Annotated in this window: 17 protein-coding genes; 8 read left to right on the plus strand and 9 right to left on the minus strand. The window is 73.6% G+C overall.

The features are described 5' to 3' along the window. Positions 1–6: 6 nt before the first annotated feature. Positions 7–273, minus strand: a complete 267-nt coding sequence (locus ACZ6NC_RS16895; protein WP_465733343.1) for a type II toxin-antitoxin system RelE family toxin — start codon at positions 271–273, stop codon at positions 7–9. Positions 274–278: 5 nt separating this feature from the next. Further along, positions 279–560 (minus strand): type II toxin-antitoxin system Phd/YefM family antitoxin, encoded by a 282-nt coding sequence (locus ACZ6NC_RS16900; RefSeq protein ID WP_465733345.1) that lies wholly within the window; start codon positions 558–560, stop codon positions 279–281. Between the two features lie 72 nt (positions 561–632). On the opposite strand from ACZ6NC_RS16900, the gene ACZ6NC_RS16905 reads away from it, so the two are divergent. Continuing rightward, positions 633–1,271: a class I SAM-dependent methyltransferase gene (locus ACZ6NC_RS16905; RefSeq protein ID WP_465733347.1), complete on the plus strand. Its 639-nt coding sequence runs from the start codon at positions 633–635 to the stop codon at positions 1,269–1,271. Here ACZ6NC_RS16905 and ACZ6NC_RS16910 read toward each other — a convergent pair. Then, positions 1,268–2,152 carry a DUF3626 domain-containing protein gene (locus ACZ6NC_RS16910; RefSeq protein WP_465733349.1) on the minus strand — a complete coding sequence of 295 codons (885 nt, stop codon included), beginning with the start codon at positions 2,150–2,152 and terminating at the stop codon, positions 1,268–1,270. The two genes, ACZ6NC_RS16905 and ACZ6NC_RS16910, sit on opposite strands and share 4 nt — an antisense overlap. Before the next feature lie 108 nt (positions 2,153–2,260). On the opposite strand from ACZ6NC_RS16910, the gene ACZ6NC_RS16915 reads away from it, so the two are divergent. The 5 genes from ACZ6NC_RS16915 (at position 2,261) to ACZ6NC_RS16935 (ending at position 5,835) form a co-directional block, all read left to right on the plus strand. Further along, positions 2,261–2,641 carry a YidH family protein gene (locus ACZ6NC_RS16915; protein ID WP_465733351.1) on the plus strand — a complete coding sequence of 127 codons (381 nt, stop codon included), beginning with the start codon at positions 2,261–2,263 and terminating at the stop codon, positions 2,639–2,641. 199 nt (positions 2,642–2,840) lie between these two features. Continuing rightward, positions 2,841–3,140, plus strand: coding sequence for a Sec-independent protein translocase subunit TatA (gene tatA / locus ACZ6NC_RS16920; RefSeq protein ID WP_465733353.1), 300 nt, complete (start codon positions 2,841–2,843; stop codon positions 3,138–3,140). 181 nt (positions 3,141–3,321) lie between these two features. Next, positions 3,322–4,569, plus strand: coding sequence for a sensor histidine kinase (locus ACZ6NC_RS16925; RefSeq protein WP_465733355.1), 1,248 nt, complete (start codon positions 3,322–3,324; stop codon positions 4,567–4,569). Beyond that, positions 4,566–5,213 carry a response regulator gene (locus ACZ6NC_RS16930; RefSeq protein ID WP_465733357.1) on the plus strand — a complete coding sequence of 216 codons (648 nt, stop codon included), beginning with the start codon at positions 4,566–4,568 and terminating at the stop codon, positions 5,211–5,213. Before ACZ6NC_RS16925 ends, ACZ6NC_RS16930 begins: the two co-directional genes overlap by 4 nt. 88 nt (positions 5,214–5,301) lie before the next feature. After that, a complete protein-coding gene (locus ACZ6NC_RS16935) occupies positions 5,302–5,835 on the plus strand; it encodes a potassium channel family protein (RefSeq protein WP_465733359.1) in 534 nt (177 codons plus the stop codon). Between the two features lie 72 nt (positions 5,836–5,907). On the opposite strand, the gene ACZ6NC_RS16940 is transcribed toward ACZ6NC_RS16935, so the two are convergent. Further along, entirely contained in the window at positions 5,908–6,285 is a 378-nt protein-coding gene (locus ACZ6NC_RS16940) for a VOC family protein (protein ID WP_465733361.1), read from the minus strand. After that, entirely contained in the window at positions 6,279–6,611 is a 333-nt protein-coding gene (locus tag ACZ6NC_RS16945) for a HEAT repeat domain-containing protein (protein WP_465733363.1), read from the minus strand. The genes ACZ6NC_RS16940 and ACZ6NC_RS16945 overlap by 7 nt, the downstream gene beginning before the upstream one ends. A 109-nt stretch (positions 6,612–6,720) precedes the next feature. Between ACZ6NC_RS16945 and ACZ6NC_RS16950 the strand changes: the two genes are divergently transcribed. Then, a complete protein-coding gene (locus tag ACZ6NC_RS16950; protein ID WP_465733365.1) occupies positions 6,721–7,194 on the plus strand; it encodes a carboxymuconolactone decarboxylase family protein in 474 nt (157 codons plus the stop codon). Between the two features lie 215 nt (positions 7,195–7,409). Here ACZ6NC_RS16950 and ACZ6NC_RS16955 read toward each other — a convergent pair whose 3' ends face one another. Next, positions 7,410–8,315, minus strand: coding sequence for an immunity 49 family protein (locus tag ACZ6NC_RS16955; RefSeq protein WP_465733367.1), 906 nt, complete (start codon positions 8,313–8,315; stop codon positions 7,410–7,412). A 170-nt stretch (positions 8,316–8,485) separates the two neighbouring features. Here ACZ6NC_RS16955 and ACZ6NC_RS16960 point away from each other — a divergent pair, with 170 nt between their 5' ends. Beyond that, positions 8,486–9,313 carry an SDR family NAD(P)-dependent oxidoreductase gene (locus ACZ6NC_RS16960; RefSeq protein WP_465733369.1) on the plus strand — a complete coding sequence of 276 codons (828 nt, stop codon included), beginning with the start codon at positions 8,486–8,488 and terminating at the stop codon, positions 9,311–9,313. A gap of 69 nt (positions 9,314–9,382) precedes the next feature. On the opposite strand, the gene ACZ6NC_RS16965 is transcribed toward ACZ6NC_RS16960, so the two are convergent. The 3 genes from ACZ6NC_RS16965 to ACZ6NC_RS16975 are packed head-to-tail and all read right to left on the minus strand — an operon-like array spanning position 9,383 to position 13,747. Continuing rightward, complete coding sequence (locus ACZ6NC_RS16965) at positions 9,383–9,889, minus strand: NUDIX domain-containing protein (RefSeq protein WP_465733371.1); 507 nt, start codon at positions 9,887–9,889, stop codon at positions 9,383–9,385. A 54-nt stretch (positions 9,890–9,943) separates the two neighbouring features. After that, a complete protein-coding gene (locus ACZ6NC_RS16970) occupies positions 9,944–11,464 on the minus strand; it encodes a protein kinase domain-containing protein (RefSeq protein ID WP_465733373.1) in 1,521 nt (506 codons plus the stop codon). Between the two features lie 15 nt (positions 11,465–11,479). After that, positions 11,480–13,747 carry a bifunctional polysaccharide deacetylase/glycosyltransferase family 2 protein gene (locus tag ACZ6NC_RS16975; RefSeq protein WP_465733375.1) on the minus strand — a complete coding sequence of 756 codons (2,268 nt, stop codon included), beginning with the start codon at positions 13,745–13,747 and terminating at the stop codon, positions 11,480–11,482. Positions 13,748–13,927 lie beyond the last annotated feature (180 nt).

The following is a 13,927-nucleotide window of genomic DNA, read 5'->3' on the forward strand; positions in this document are numbered from 1 at the left end:
CCGGCGCTACACGTCCCGGCGGTTGCCCACGGCCAGGACCCAGACGACCAACTGCCCGTCCTCGACCGTGTACACGACCCGGTAGTCCCCCACCCTCAGCCGCCACCGCGCGCTGTGGCCCTGGAGTGCCTTGATGTCGAACGCGGAGGTGTCGCCGCCGTCCAGGGCCCGCTGCAGGTCGGCCAGCCGATGGAGGAGACGCACCGCGTCCGGCCGGGGGATCTTGAGCATGTTCCGCTGTGCGTGCGGCATGAACCTCGTGACGTACCCCACCGCGGTCAGCCGTGGTGGTCGCGGAGCATGGCGGCCATCTCCTCAAGCGAGACCGACCCCTCGACACCCTCGGCCTCCGCCTCGTCGGCCAGGCGGTTGAGCCATGCCTCCTCGGCGGACTCGGCCAGTTGCCGCAGACGCTGGTACTCGGCGATGTCGATCACTACGGCTTCCTGCCTGCCGCGTCGCGTGATGATCGTCGGAGTCTCGTCCCTCCGCGCGCGGTCGATGACGTCCGCCAAGTGACTGCGGACCTCGGCCATCGATTCGACTACCGGCTCAGTCATGTCACCAATGTAGTACATGTACATCTGTCGGACTCGGCCACGCCCGCCGAACCTCCCTGGCAGGCTGGCCGCATGGCGAACAGTGCTGATCACGGGCGAGTGCGGGCGAGTTACGACGTCGTCGCGGAGGAGTACCGCGAGCGGGTGGGGGGTGAGCTGGCGTTCAAGGTGGTGGACCGGGGGCTGCTCGGGGTGGTCGTGGAGACCGCCGCGGGCGGGTTGGTGGCGGATCTCGGCTGCGGGCCGGGGCATGTGACGGGGTGGCTGGCGGAGCACGGGGCGAAGGTGGTGGGGGTCGACCTGTCGCCGGTGATGGTGGAGCTCGCGCGGCGGGAGCACCCGGCGGCGGAGTTCCGCGAGGGGGACCTGCTGCGGCTGCCCGCGGCGGACGGGGAGTTCGCCGCCGCGGTCGCCCTCTACTCGGTGATCCACCTCGAACCGGCCGAGCTGCGGCCCGCGTTCGCGGAGATGCGGCGGGTGCTGGAGCCGTCCGGCACCCTGCTGGTCTCGTTCCACCTCGGCACGGAGGTCCGCCGGCTGGACGAGTGGTGGGGCCACCAGGTGGACGTGGACTTCCACTTCCTGGAGCTCGAAACCGTCGCCGGCCTGCTGGCGGAGGCCGGATTCACCGTCGAGGCGCGCCTGGAGCGGGCCCCGTACCCGGAGGAGGCGCAGACCCACCGCGGCTACCTGCTGGCCCGCCGGGCCTAGGGAGCGTCCGGGCCGGCGGCCGAGCCGAAGCGGGCGAGCAGGTGCCAGACCCTCTTGAGGTCCTGCGGGTCGTACCGGCCGGTGCGGGCGGCCTCGCCGAGGATGCGCGGGTCGAGGTGGCCGTCCTCGGCGATCGCGAGCCCGAGGGCGACGAACTCGGGTCCACGGTAGTCGGGGTGACGGCGCAGCTCGTCGGTGGAGAGGCGGACGCCCGGGTGCCACTCGACCGGGCAGGGGAGGCGGCGGGCCTGTTCCTCGACGGGGGTGCCGCGGTGGCTCGGATCGAGGACGAGCGCCTCGACGTCCCGGTCGAGCCGGACCTCGCCGTGCACCTGGGCCTCGATGTAGTCGTCCAGGGCGTCGGCGTCGTCGGCCTCGGCGAGCGGGACGAGGCCGAACCGGTCGGCGACGCCGAAGTCGGCGGGTTCGAGGAAGCTGTCGGGGTAGCAGAACGTGACGCGGGCCAGGGCGGGCGCGCTCAGCCGGAAGTGGGCCGAGCCGAACCGCGGCGCGGCGCCGAGCGGCTTGCGGCGGAAGTTGAGCGCCCCGTACACCGGGCGCGCCTCGGCGGGGGCGCTGTCGTAGGCGCCGCCGAAAATTCGGCTCTCCCAGCGCCAGCGGTCGCCGCCGGGGTGGGCGGTGAGGCCGCCGTTGCTGGTGCCGGTGACGAACTGGGAGCGGTAGACGGCCTCGCCGGCGAGCGCCTCCAGGATCGGCCGGCCGTCGGAAACCCGGTCGGGGTGGAAGTTGAGGGTGACGCGCAGGCCGGGGTCGACCGGCGGCCCGGAGGCAAGGGCCGCGACGTGCCGGAGTGCGCGTTCCTGCGCACTCCGGGGCGCCGCGGCGTCGAGCGTGTCGGTGCGGGACGTGTCGGTGGTCATTGCGGCAGTTTCGCGGACGGAGGCCGGCCGCCGCACACCGGTTTCCCGGGCTGCGCGCCCGGACATGCCCTAGGGTCGACGGTAATGCCGGGCGGAGCTGGAGGGCCGATGCCGTCATCGGAACCGGGGCCGGAGCCGGACGAGCAGCAGGGTGGCAGCGGCGAGCCGGACTACCGCTTCTCGCTGGCCAACGAGCGGACCTTCCTCGCCTGGATCCGCACCGCGCTCGGCCTGCTCGCGGGCGGGATCGCCGTGGACCAGCTCACCCCCGGCGTCGCCCCCGAGCCGTTGCGGATCATGCTGGCCGTGGTCTGCGCGCTCGGCGGCGCGCTGCTCGGGGCGACGGCCTACCGGCGGTGGGCGCGGGTGGAGGCGGCGATGCGGGAGGGGGCTCCGCTGCCGCGGACGCCGGTCCTGCTGGTGCTCTCGGTGGGGGTGGCGGTGGTGGCCACGGTGTTCTGTGCTCTGATCATCGGGTACGGCGGCTGAGACCGGGGCACCCCGAGGCCTCCGCACCCCCTACGCACAGTGGTCTATACCACTCTCCCCGGGCCGCCCGCGCAACATCTGCTTTTTGACCAGCGTTTCCCGGCCGGTGTATACGTTCGCCTCCGCGGACAGGCATACTGGCCAAGTCGGGCGCTTTGCCCTCCTGTGACTCTAGAAGAGAAGGGACCGGTGGCCAGGGATGCTGCGGAACGGTCTTGAGCCCTGGCACCTCCTGGTGGTGCTGGCTGTCGTTGTCCTGCTGTTCGGATCGAAGAAGCTGCCGGAGATGGCGCGCGGTCTCGGCAAGTCCATGCGCATCCTCAAGGCGGAGACCAAGGCTCTGCGCGAGGACGACGCCCCCGCCGACGCGGCCGCCCAGGGCACGGCGCAGAACACCGCCGCCGCCCCGCAGCAGCCGGCCGCCGAGCAGGCGCGCCCGGCCGTGACGCCGACCAACATCACCAAGGCCACCGAGACCCCCCGGTCCACCACGGCCTGAGTTTCCCGGATTTCCGACAGAGCCCCCGCTGACCGCAGCGGGGGCTCTGTCGCATCCCGACCCGACCGCACCCTCGACCGGCCATCCGGCCTGGGGCGGACACGGCCGGCCTGAAGGAGGAGGCCCGTTCTCACCCTGAGGGACGATCAGCCCGGACCGGCCCGACCCTAGTCTCGACAATGTGACGGGAACACGATGGCGGGGGCTGCGGCTGCTGCGGCCCGCCCTGCTGGCATCCGGGCTCGGGTACCTGCTGCTGACGGGCCGCCCCGCGGAGCTGGGCGCGGGCGGCTGGGCGATCGGCCTCGGCGCGCTGCTGCTGGCGGCGCTCGGCGGGCGGTGGCCGCTGGCCGTCGCGCTCGGACAGTGCGCGCTGCTGGCGCTCACCGCCGCACCGGCCGCCGCCACCGTGCACGTCGAGGTCAAGGTCGGAGCCGCCGCCGCCTTCTTCGAACTGGCGCTGCGCCGCTGGGGCCCGCCGGTCGTCTGGGCCGGGGCCGCCCTGGCCGCCGTCCAACTCGCCACCGCCCCACTCGCCGCCGCCCGGGCCGGGCTGCCCTGGTCCGAAATGCCCTGGGGCGTCCCGGGTGCGCTGTACGGGGCGACGGTGGTCGGCGGCGTCCCGGTGCTGCTGGCCGGCTACCTCCGTTCGGCCGAGCAGGCCGCCCGGACGGCCCAGGAGCGGGCCCGCGAGGCCGAGCACAGCCGCGACCTCGCCGAGTGGGGCGCCCGGATGGGCGAACGCGCCGCCATCGCCCGCGAGCTGCACGACATGGTGGCCCACCACCTGGCCTCCACCGTGCTGCGGGTCGGGGTCGCCCGGCACGTCCTACCCGGCACCGACCCGCGGCTGGCCGCCGTCCTGGACGACGTGCACGCGGGCGCCACCACCGCCCTCGCCGACCTGCGGCGCCTGCTCGCCGCCCTGCGGGAGCCCGACGCCGGGCACCTGGCCCCGCTGCTGGCCGAGACCACCGACCTGCCGGCCGCCGTCCACGGCGTGGTCGAACGCTCCCGGCAGGCAGGCCTGCGGATCGACGCCGACATCGGCGGACGGCTCGGCGAGCTGGACGCGATCGGCGGGCTGACGGTGCTGCGGCTGGTGCAGGAGGGGCTGGCCAACGTCGCCCGGCACGCCGGAGCGGGGGCGAGGGTCCGGCTGCGGGCCACGACAGAGGCCACGACGGAGGGGGAGAGTGTGCGGTTGGAGCTGGAGAACGAAGTGCCGGCGGGCCGGGGTACACCGCAAGGCCTGACCGGCGGCCACGGGCTGCTCGGCATGCGAGAGCGGGTCGCGCTGGTCGGCGGGGCGGTCGAGGCCGGACCGGTGCCGGGCGGCTGGCGCCTGGCGGCCTCCTGGCCGCTGACCGCACCCGGCGTACCGGCCGTGCCGGGTTCCTTCGCGAAGACCTACGGGGGTGCCGCGTGATCGGCGTCCTGATCGTCGACGACCAGCAGCTGGTCCGGGCCGGCGTGCGGATGCTCTGCGAGTCCGCCGACGACCTGGCCGTCGCCGGCGAGGCCGCGGACGGCGCGCAGGCCGTCGAACTGGCCCTGCGACTTCGCCCCGACGTCGTCCTGATGGACCTCCACATGCCCGGCACCGACGGCATCGCCGCCACCCGCGAACTGAACCGCCTGCTGCCCGCCGCCCGGATCGTCGTCCTCACCACCTTCGACGACGACGACCGCCTCTACCCGGCCCTGGCTGCCGGCGCCTGCGGCTTCCTCGCCAAGGACGTCGAGCCCGCCGCCGTCCTCGACGCCGTCCGGCGGGCGGCGGCCGGTGAGAGCCCGTACAGCCCGGCCGTCCTGCGGCGGGTGGTCGCCCGGGCCGCGTCCGACTGGACCGGCGAGGACGGGCGGCGCCAACCCGTCGGCGGCCTCACCGGGCGCGAGCACGAGGTGCTGCGGCACATCGCCGACGGGCTCTCGAACATCGAGATCGCCGAACGGATGCACCTCGGCGTGACCACGGTGAAGACCCACGTCTCCAACCTGATGACCAAGACCGGCAGCCCGAACCGGGTCCGGCTGGCCGTCCTGGCGATCCGGCAGGGCCTGGCCGGCTGAGGCCGCCTGCCCTTCGTCGGCCCTCCGCCCGTCCCGGTCGGAGCAGTCCGGCGGGCGCGGGCCGGTGCGCTGCCGGAAGCTGGGCTGGATGTCCGACGACCAGCCGCCACCGCCCCGGGACCGCATCGACCTGCGGGCCTGGTGCCTTCTGCTGGGGTCGTTCACCGTGCTGATGGTCGCGTACTTCACCCTGCCGCTGCGCTTCTTCGGCGAGGACCGGCCGGTGGTCAGCTGGCTGTTCTTCGGCCTCGTCCTGACCGGCCTGAGCGCCCTGCTGCTCGCCCGGATCATCGACATCCTGAACGGCACCGGCCGCCGTCCGGGGATCTGGCTGGTCTTCCTGATCTGCCTCTCGATGACCGTCTTCGCCGGCACCTACTACGTCCTCGGCGCCCAGCCCGACGAGTTCGTGGGGCTCAACACCCGGCTCGACGCGCTCTACTTCACCATCGTCACCATGTCCACGGTCGGCTACGGCGACATCACCGCGTCCGGGCAGGCGCCTCGGCTGGTGGTGATGCTGCAGATCACGTACAACTTCGTCTTCATCGCGACGGCGGCCGGGGCGCTGAGCCGCCAGGTCCGCAGCGGTGTCGAGAGCCGGGTGCGGCGGCGCGGCTAGCCGAGCGGTCGGACGGCATCAGACCACGGTGAGCCGCACGCCCACCGAGTGCGGCGCGGGAAACGCGGTCGGCTAGCCCGCTTCACCCCGGCTGGTGTCGATGACGCAGAAGCGGTTGCCGTCCGGGTCCGCGAGGACGACGAAGTCCGGGTCCTCCGGGTAGCTGTCCCAGTCGACGTGCCGGGCGCCGAGGGCGACCAGGCGCTCGACCTCGGCGGCCTGGTCGGCGGCGTCGGCCGCGTAGAGGTCGAGGTGGACGCGCGGGTGCTCCTGCACCGGCGACTCGCTGCGGCCGAGCGCCACCTGTACGCCGGTGCCCTTCGCGGGGACGAGGACGACCCAGCGGTCGTCGATCTCGTCGCGCGGCACGTAGTCGAGGGCGGCCGTCCAGAAGGCGACTGCGCGGCGGACGTCCTCGACGCCAAGGACGACGGAACCGATGGTCAGCATGTTTCCCACTTTTCGAGGATGCGGGCGGCCTCGCCGCCGAGGGTGGTGTCCTGCGTCAATGCTTCCAGCAGTTCCGCTCGTTGGGGCGAGTGACCGGCGTCCTTGAGGGCGGACAGGGCGTTTTCGCGTACCAGGGGGTCCTCGTCCTCGCTCGTGATGGCCGCGATCATGGCCCGGTCGACGGCCGGGGCGTCGGGGCCGAGCGCCATCGCGGCGTACCGGCGGACGAGGTCCTCGTCCGGGTCGGCCGGCGCGGCGAGGAGGGCGGCGACGGCCTCGCGCCGGGCCGTCGGGTCGGCCGGGTTGGCGCTGTCGCACAGGGCCAACCCCCGGAGCGGGCAGGGGTGATGCACGTCACGGGACGCCCCTGTCACAGCTCGCCGAGCTGCGGTGTCAAAGGTGTGCAACCGCAAGACGACGGCAATGGAGCGCATCATGGAAGCACGCCTGAACCCCTTCACCAACCCGGTCCTGGGCAAGGTCTTCAAGCACATCATCGCCGCGGGCAAGGTGCTTGCGGACTCGACCTTGCCGGCCTCGACGCAGGAGCTGGTGAAGCTCCGCGCCAGCCAGATCAATGGCTGCGGCTTCTGCACCGACATGCACTTCAAGGACGCCATGCACGCCGGAGAGTCCGCGGAGCGCCTCAACCTGGTCGCGGCTTGGCGGGAGGCCACGGTGTTCACCGAGGCCGAGCGCGCGGCACTGGAGCTGGCGGAGCAGGCCACCCGCATCGCCGATGCGGCCGGCGGCGTCCCGGACGCGGTCTGGGCGAACGCCGCCAAGCACTACGACGAGGACCAGCTCGGCGCCCTGGTGGGTGTCATCACCGTCATCAACGCCTTCAACCGCGCGAACGTCATGCTCCAGATGCCCGCGGGCGACTACCAGCCCGGCCAGTTCGGGTGACCACTCGGATAGCCAGGAGTGCCGGTGGCCGGGCGGGTGGGGTTCCCCCGGCCCGGCGACTGCGTTCGGTGAACTCGACGGAGTAGGACGTCCTGCCCCCGCGCCGGCCGCCCTCGACGCCGGTTCGCGCGGCGAGGCCCTCGCCCGGGTGGGCGAGGGCCTTCGTGGTCGCGCTCAGTTGGGCATGCGGTGTCGCCCGCCGACGGCCGCCTGGTCTACCGCTGACCGGCGTGCAGCAGGCCCTGCGGGAGGTAGCCGGAGCGGACGCCGAGCGACCAGCCGTGTGCCTGGACGGCGATCAGGGCCACCGCGATCGCCCCGACCGGGAGCAGGGTCCGCGGCTCCGGGTCGGGGCCGGCCTCGTCGCGATGGCGGTGGAGGCGGTCGGCCAGGGCCTGTTCGAAGGCGGGCTGGTCGTCGTCCAGCAGTACGCGCAGCAGCCGCTGGTCGGGGGTCAGCGCGCCTGCGGCGTCCAGTCGGCGGGCCGCCTCCGCGCGCCCGTCGACGGCCGGCTTGACCAGGGGTTCGGGCCCGGGCTGCATCCGGGGCCAGGTGCCGACCATGTCGGCCAGGTACGCGCAGAGCGCGTCCATCTCGGCGAGGTCGGCCGGGTCGGAGACCGAGTCCAGGGGCGAGTACGGCACCCCGTCGCGGATCGCGGGCGCGTAGTCCTCCTTCAGCAGGGGGCCGACCAGCCGTGCCGGCTCCCGGAGCAGGCCGGTGATCGCGCACATCGCGAACGCCTCCACCCAGGTCCGTGCCGTGGGGGCCTCGTCCACGCCGTGCCCGAAGGCGAAGTCCTCGCTGCGGAGCTCCTGGCCGACGAGCGGGAGGACGACCTCGAAGTCGCCGTCGGGGAAGGCCCCGAGGCCCAGCACCCCGAGGGCGCACTCCGCGGCCGTCCGCAGGACCAGCCGCGCGGGGGCCGCGTCGAGCGCCGGGTCCTCCGGGGTGCACGCGGCCGCGTGGTCGAGGAGCTCGACGCCCATCTCGCGCATCCGCTTCAGGGAGAGGCTGTCGTAGCGCAGGCCGTGCCAGCGGCCGAAGGCCCGCCCCCTGATGTCCTCAAGGGCCCGACCGAGGCGCTCTTCGCCGACCTGGTGACGTGTCACTTCCTGCATGCCTGCCGCCCTCCCGTGATCATTACGGCCGGCTCCGACGCTATCAGCGCCCAGCGACAACGAGACGAACCGTCTCGTCTTGACGAGTCGCCCGACAGGGTTCATAGTGGTGGGAACGCGAGACGATACGTCTCGTTCAATCAGCAGGCAGAGACCGAGAGGCCATCGCGATGACTCGAAACACCACCGACCGCGTCTGGTTCGTCACCGGCGCGTCCAGCGGCCTCGGCCTCGCCTTCACCCGCGCCGCGCTCGCCGCCGGCGACCGGGTCGTGGCCACCGCCCGCCGCACCGCACTCCTCGACCCGACCCTCGCCGAACACCCCGGCCGGCTCGTCGTCCTCCCCCTCGACGTCACCGACCGCGAAGCCGTCGCGGCCACCGTCGACAAGGCCGCCGCCGCCTTCGGCCGCATCGACGTCGTCGTCAACAACGCCGGCATCATGACCAGCGGCACCGTCGAGGAGTTCACCGAGAGCGACGCCCGCGCCCAGCTCGAAACCAACTTCTTCGGCGCCCTCTGGGTCACCCAAGCCGTCCTCCCCCACCTGCGTGCACAGCAGAGCGGCCACATCATCCAGATCTCCAGCGTCGGCGGCATCATCGGCTTCGCCACCACCGGGCTGTACAGCGCCAGCAAGTGGGCGCTGGAAGGCATGACCGAGGCGCTCGCCCAGGAGGTCGCCCCGTTCGGCATCAAGGTCACCATCGTCGAACCCGGCGGCTACACCACCGACCTCTACACCGCCATGCGCACCCAGCCCCGCCACGAGGCCTACGAGCCCCTGCACACCGCCCTCGCCGAGATGTGGGGCGACGCCGAGGACGCCGACCCGGCCAACGCCGCCGACGCCGTCCTCGCCCTCGTCGACAGCGACCAGCCGCCCCTGCGCCTCGTCCTCGGCAGCGCCATGTACGACGTCGCCCAGGACGCCGCCGACCGGCGCAAGGCCGACTGGGCCGGCTGGGAGGCCACCAGCCGCGCCGCCGGCCGATGACCACCTGCCCGGCACCGGCTGTGGAGGGGGAAAGCGGACCCGCCGACTTCCCCCTCCACAGCCGGATGGTCATCCGGTGACGCCGCGGGCGATCCGCCCGGCGTGCCGGCGCATTCGCTCCCGGTCGCCGGGGAAGCAGCTCTCCCACTCCTCGTCCAGGCGCGTCCAGGCCGCCGGCTGGCCCTCCTCTGCCACCAGGGGAACCGCCGCGTCCACGACCGCGACGTAGGACAGGCTCAGTGTGGCGGGGGCGCCGGGATGATAGGAGCGAACGGCTGCCAGGGCCGGCCGGTGGAGCAACTCGGCGCGCAGACCGGCCTCTTCGAGGAGTTCTCGGCGGGCGGCGGTGCGGGGCGTCTCGCCCGGCTCGACCTGGCCACCCGGTGGGACCCAGCCGCGCCAACGGTGCCGCACCAGCAGGACGCGGCTGAGCTGCCGGTCGAAGACCCAGACCTCGGCACCGAGCGGGCCCGCCGGCTCCGGGCCGGCGGCTGCCAACCAGGCCTGGACGTCACCGAGTTCGACGGCGGCAAGGCGGGCGTCGGCGGCGGCCCACTCCATTTCTTCGCGTGTCACCGGCCGACCGTACCGGGCAGGTCCGACAGGACGCGCCGAAGCAGAGGGCCGCGTTCAGTCGTTCTGGTTGCGGTCGGCCGTCGCGTTGAGGGAGGTGATCAGGACGCTGAGCCGGGTGTTCCAGTTCGCGGACGTCAGGGCGTCGATGGCGTGCTTCTTCGCCATGTCCCGAACGATCTTCTGGGCGTTCTTCAACTCCTGCACCGCGTCGTCCGGTTGGCCCTGGTTGAGGCGGGCGGAGGCGTCGTCGAGGGTGTGCAGCAGGTCGAGCTGGCGGTCGCGCTCCTTGGTGATCTGGGCCTGGGCGACGGCCTGGCGAAGGGCGTTGAGCTGGAGGGCCTGAGCCTGGCCGCGCGGCGGGGTGGCGCCGGCGGACGGGGTCGGGAGCGCGGCCGGGGTGGTGGGTGCGGCGGTGGTCGCGGTGGGCGTGGGTGCCGTGGCGGGCGGGGTGGCCTGGGCGGGCTTGGTGACGGCGGGAGGGGTGGCGGTCGGGGTGGCCGGGTCGTCGAAGGCGGTGAGCGCGAGCATCGCGGCGCCCGCGACCCCCACCAGGCCGAGCGCACCGAGGACCAGCGGCTTGCGGCGGCTCTCCCGGACGGGGGCGGACGGGGACTCGGCGTAGAACGGCGGCTGCGCCGGGACGGCGGCCATCACCGAGGTGGCCGCCACCGGCTGCACCGGGACGGGCGGCAGGAGCTGGGTGGCCTGACCGGCCGAGGCGGTGGCGAGGAGTTCGCCGGTCGGGTCGCCGACCACCAACCCGGGTATGCAGGCGAGCAGTTCGGCCCGGGCCGCCGCCGCGTCGGCCGGCCGGTCGGCCGGGTTCTTGGCGAGCAGCCGCAGCACCGCGACGTCCAGCGCCGCCGGCACGCCCGCCCGTCTCGCGGACGGCGGCAGCGGCTGCTCGCTGACGTGCTTGAACGCGATCGCCACCGGGGTCTCGGCGGTGAACGGGGTGGCGCCGGTGAGCATTTCGGTCAGCACGCAGCCGACCGCGTAGAGGTCGGTGCGGCCGTCCAGCTCGGACGCCGTGGCCTGCTCGGGCGAGAGGTAGGCCGCCGTACCGAGCACCGAAGCGGTCTGGGTGAGGTTGTGGGAGGAGCCGGCCCGGGCGATGCCGAAGTCGACGACCTTCACCCCGCCGTCGTCGGTGATCATGATGTTGCCGGGCTTGATGTCGCGGTGCACCAGGCCGGCGCCGTGCGCGACGGTCAGCGCCTCGCAGACGGCCGCCGCGATGCCGACCGCCCGCTCCACCGGCAGGCCGGGCTGCTGGGCGAGCACGGTGGCCAGCGAGCGGCCGTTCACCAGCTCCATGACGATGTACGGCGAGCCCTGGTCCACGCCGGAGTCGAAGACCATGACGATCCTCGGGTGCACCAGCATCGCGGCGTGCTGCGCCTCGCGGCCGAACCGCTCGGCGAAGCGCGGGTCGTCGGCGAGGCCTCCGTTGAGGACCTTGACGGCCACCTGGCGGCCCAGCACGTGGTCCACGCCCCGCCAGACGGTGGCCATGCCGCCGACGCCGAGTATCTCGACGAGTTCGTAACGCCCGTTAAGCGCCCGTCCGATCACCTGGAACCGCTCCCCTCACGTGCCCTGCCCGGGGCCCCGGACCGCCTCGTGCACCTGTGCACGATAGCCCCCTGTCCCCACCGGCTCCGGCGGAGCACCGGCCGCGGCGGAGACGGCCGGCACCCGCAGGCTCCCGTACCGCTGCATCCGCTGCCAGCGCAGGCGGGAGCCCGCCACCGCGGTGAAGACCGACTGGATCACCACCAGGTACATCAGCTGCCGGTAGACGAACTGCTGCAGGGGCAGGCTCCAGAGCGGTCCGAGCCGCTCCCGGTCCAGCCGGAAGGCGTAGGCGCCCATCAGCACCTGGACCAGCAGGAAGGCGGCCCAGAGGCCGATGATCCGTGCCGGGTCGAGGAAGGCCAGCCCGTACAGCGCGAAGACGTCCACCACCGGGGCGAGCAGCGGCAGCAGCACCTGGAACATCAGGAGGTAGCCGAGACCGCGCCGGCCGAGCTTGCCGGCCTGCCCGTGCTGCCGGAGCGCGCCGCGGTGCTTCCACATCGCCTGCAGGGTGCCGTAACACCAGCGGTAGCGCTGCCGCCAGAGCGCGCTCAGCGAGGCCGGCGCCTCCGTCCAGGCCTTGGCGCGCTCCTCGTACACGACCCGCCAGCCGTCCCGGCAGAGGGCCATGGTGAGGTCGGTGTCCTCGGCCAGCGTCTCCTCCCCGACACCGCCGACCGCGAGCACCGCCGAGCGGCGGAAGGCGCCGACCGCGCCCGGGACGGTGGGCATGCACTCGGCGAGGTCGAAGAGCCTGCGGTCCAGGTTGAAGCCGACCACGTACTCGATGTGCTGCCAGCGGCCGAGCAGCCCGCCCCGGTTGACCACCTTGGCGTTGCCGGAGACGGCACCCACCGACGGGTCGGCGAAGGGCTGCACGAGCATCCGGACGGCGTCCGGCTCGAAGACGGTGTCGCCGTCGACCATCACCAGCAGCTCGGCGCGGGCGGCAGCGATGCCAGTGTTGAGCGCGGCCGGCTTGCCCGCGTTCTCCTGCCGGATCACCCGGACGTAGGGCAGGTTCAGCGACTCCACCAGGTCGGCGGTGCCGTCGGTGGAGCCGTCGTCGACCACGATGATCTCGACCGGGTGGTCGGAGGCAAGCAGTGAGCGGACGGCGGCCTCGATGCCGGCCGACTCGTTGTAGGCGGGCACGATCACGCTGACCGGCTCCGTCACCGGCGGGCCCCACGGCCGGCGGCGGCGCAGCCTCTTGTGCCGGCGGGCGGCGACCAGGACGGCGACCGCGCGCAGGACGCTGACCGCGCCCGCCGCGTAGAGCAGCCAGCCCAGGACGGTCAGCGTCCAGTCGCCGGTCCGCAGCACCCAGATCAGGGCGAGGCCCTGCCAGTGCTCGGCCCCGGTGGCCGGGTGGACGGGGTCGGGCAGGCCGACGGACTCGCTGACGGTGGTGAAGCGGAAGCCGAGCCCCTTCATCTGGGGCAGCAGGCCGTCCAGCGCGGCGACGGTCTGCATGCGGTCACCGCCCGCGTCGTGCATCAGCACGATCTGGCCCTGCCGGTTGCCGGGCTCGCTGATGACCGTGTCCACGATGGACGCGATGCCCGGGCGCCGCCAGTCCTCACTGTCCCGGGTGGTGAGCACGGTGAGGTAGCCCTCACGGCCGGCCTGCTGGGCGGCGGACCAGCCCGGATCGTCCAGGGCCTCGGCGGTGGACGAGTACGGCGGGCGCAGCAGTGAGCTGGTCACCCCGGCGGCACCGGCCAGGGTCAGCTGGGACTCGCGCAGCTCCAACGAACGGCGCCAGGCGGGCTGAGTACCGAGGTCGGTGTGGGTGAAGGTGTGCACGCCCAGCTGGTGGCCCTCGGCGACGATCCGGCGGACCAGGTCGGGGTGGGCGGCGGCCTGGGTGCCGACCACGAAGAAGGTGGCGTGCACGTCGTTGCGGCGCAGGGTTTCCAGGATCTCCGGGGTCCAGCGGGGATCCGGGCCGTCGTCGAAGGTCAGCGCGACGGTGCCGGGCTTCGGCATGGCGGTGCGCGGCTGCGGGCCGGACGCGTCGATCACCGGGCCGCCGGTGCGGACCTGCTCGGGGACGGCCGCCGAGCCGGCCTGGCGCGTGGTCTGGTCGGGACGGTGGTCGTAGAGGTGCTGGGTGTAGCCCTGGATCAGCAGGGTGGCGCTGAGGGTGAGCAGCAGCGCGGTCAGCAGCAGCCAGTGGGTGCGCAGCGGGCCCTGGCGGACGACGCCGTGCCGGCCGCGGCGGGCCTGCGGGGCGGGGCCGGGACGGCCGGTTCTTCGACGGCGGGAGGTGCTCACGGGGGCGCTTTCGGGAGGGGCCTGGTACGGGGACGCCGAGGGCCGGGTGGGGGGGGGGGGGGGGAAGGCCACACCCCCCCCACCCGGGGTGGCGGGGGAGCGGTCCGTGGGGGGGGGGGGGGGTGGGTGGACTTTCCCCCCCCTTTGTGGAGGTTCTCCGGGGTGCTGTGTGGGGTGCTC

Source organism: Kitasatospora sp. NPDC041988 (assembly GCF_055588525.1).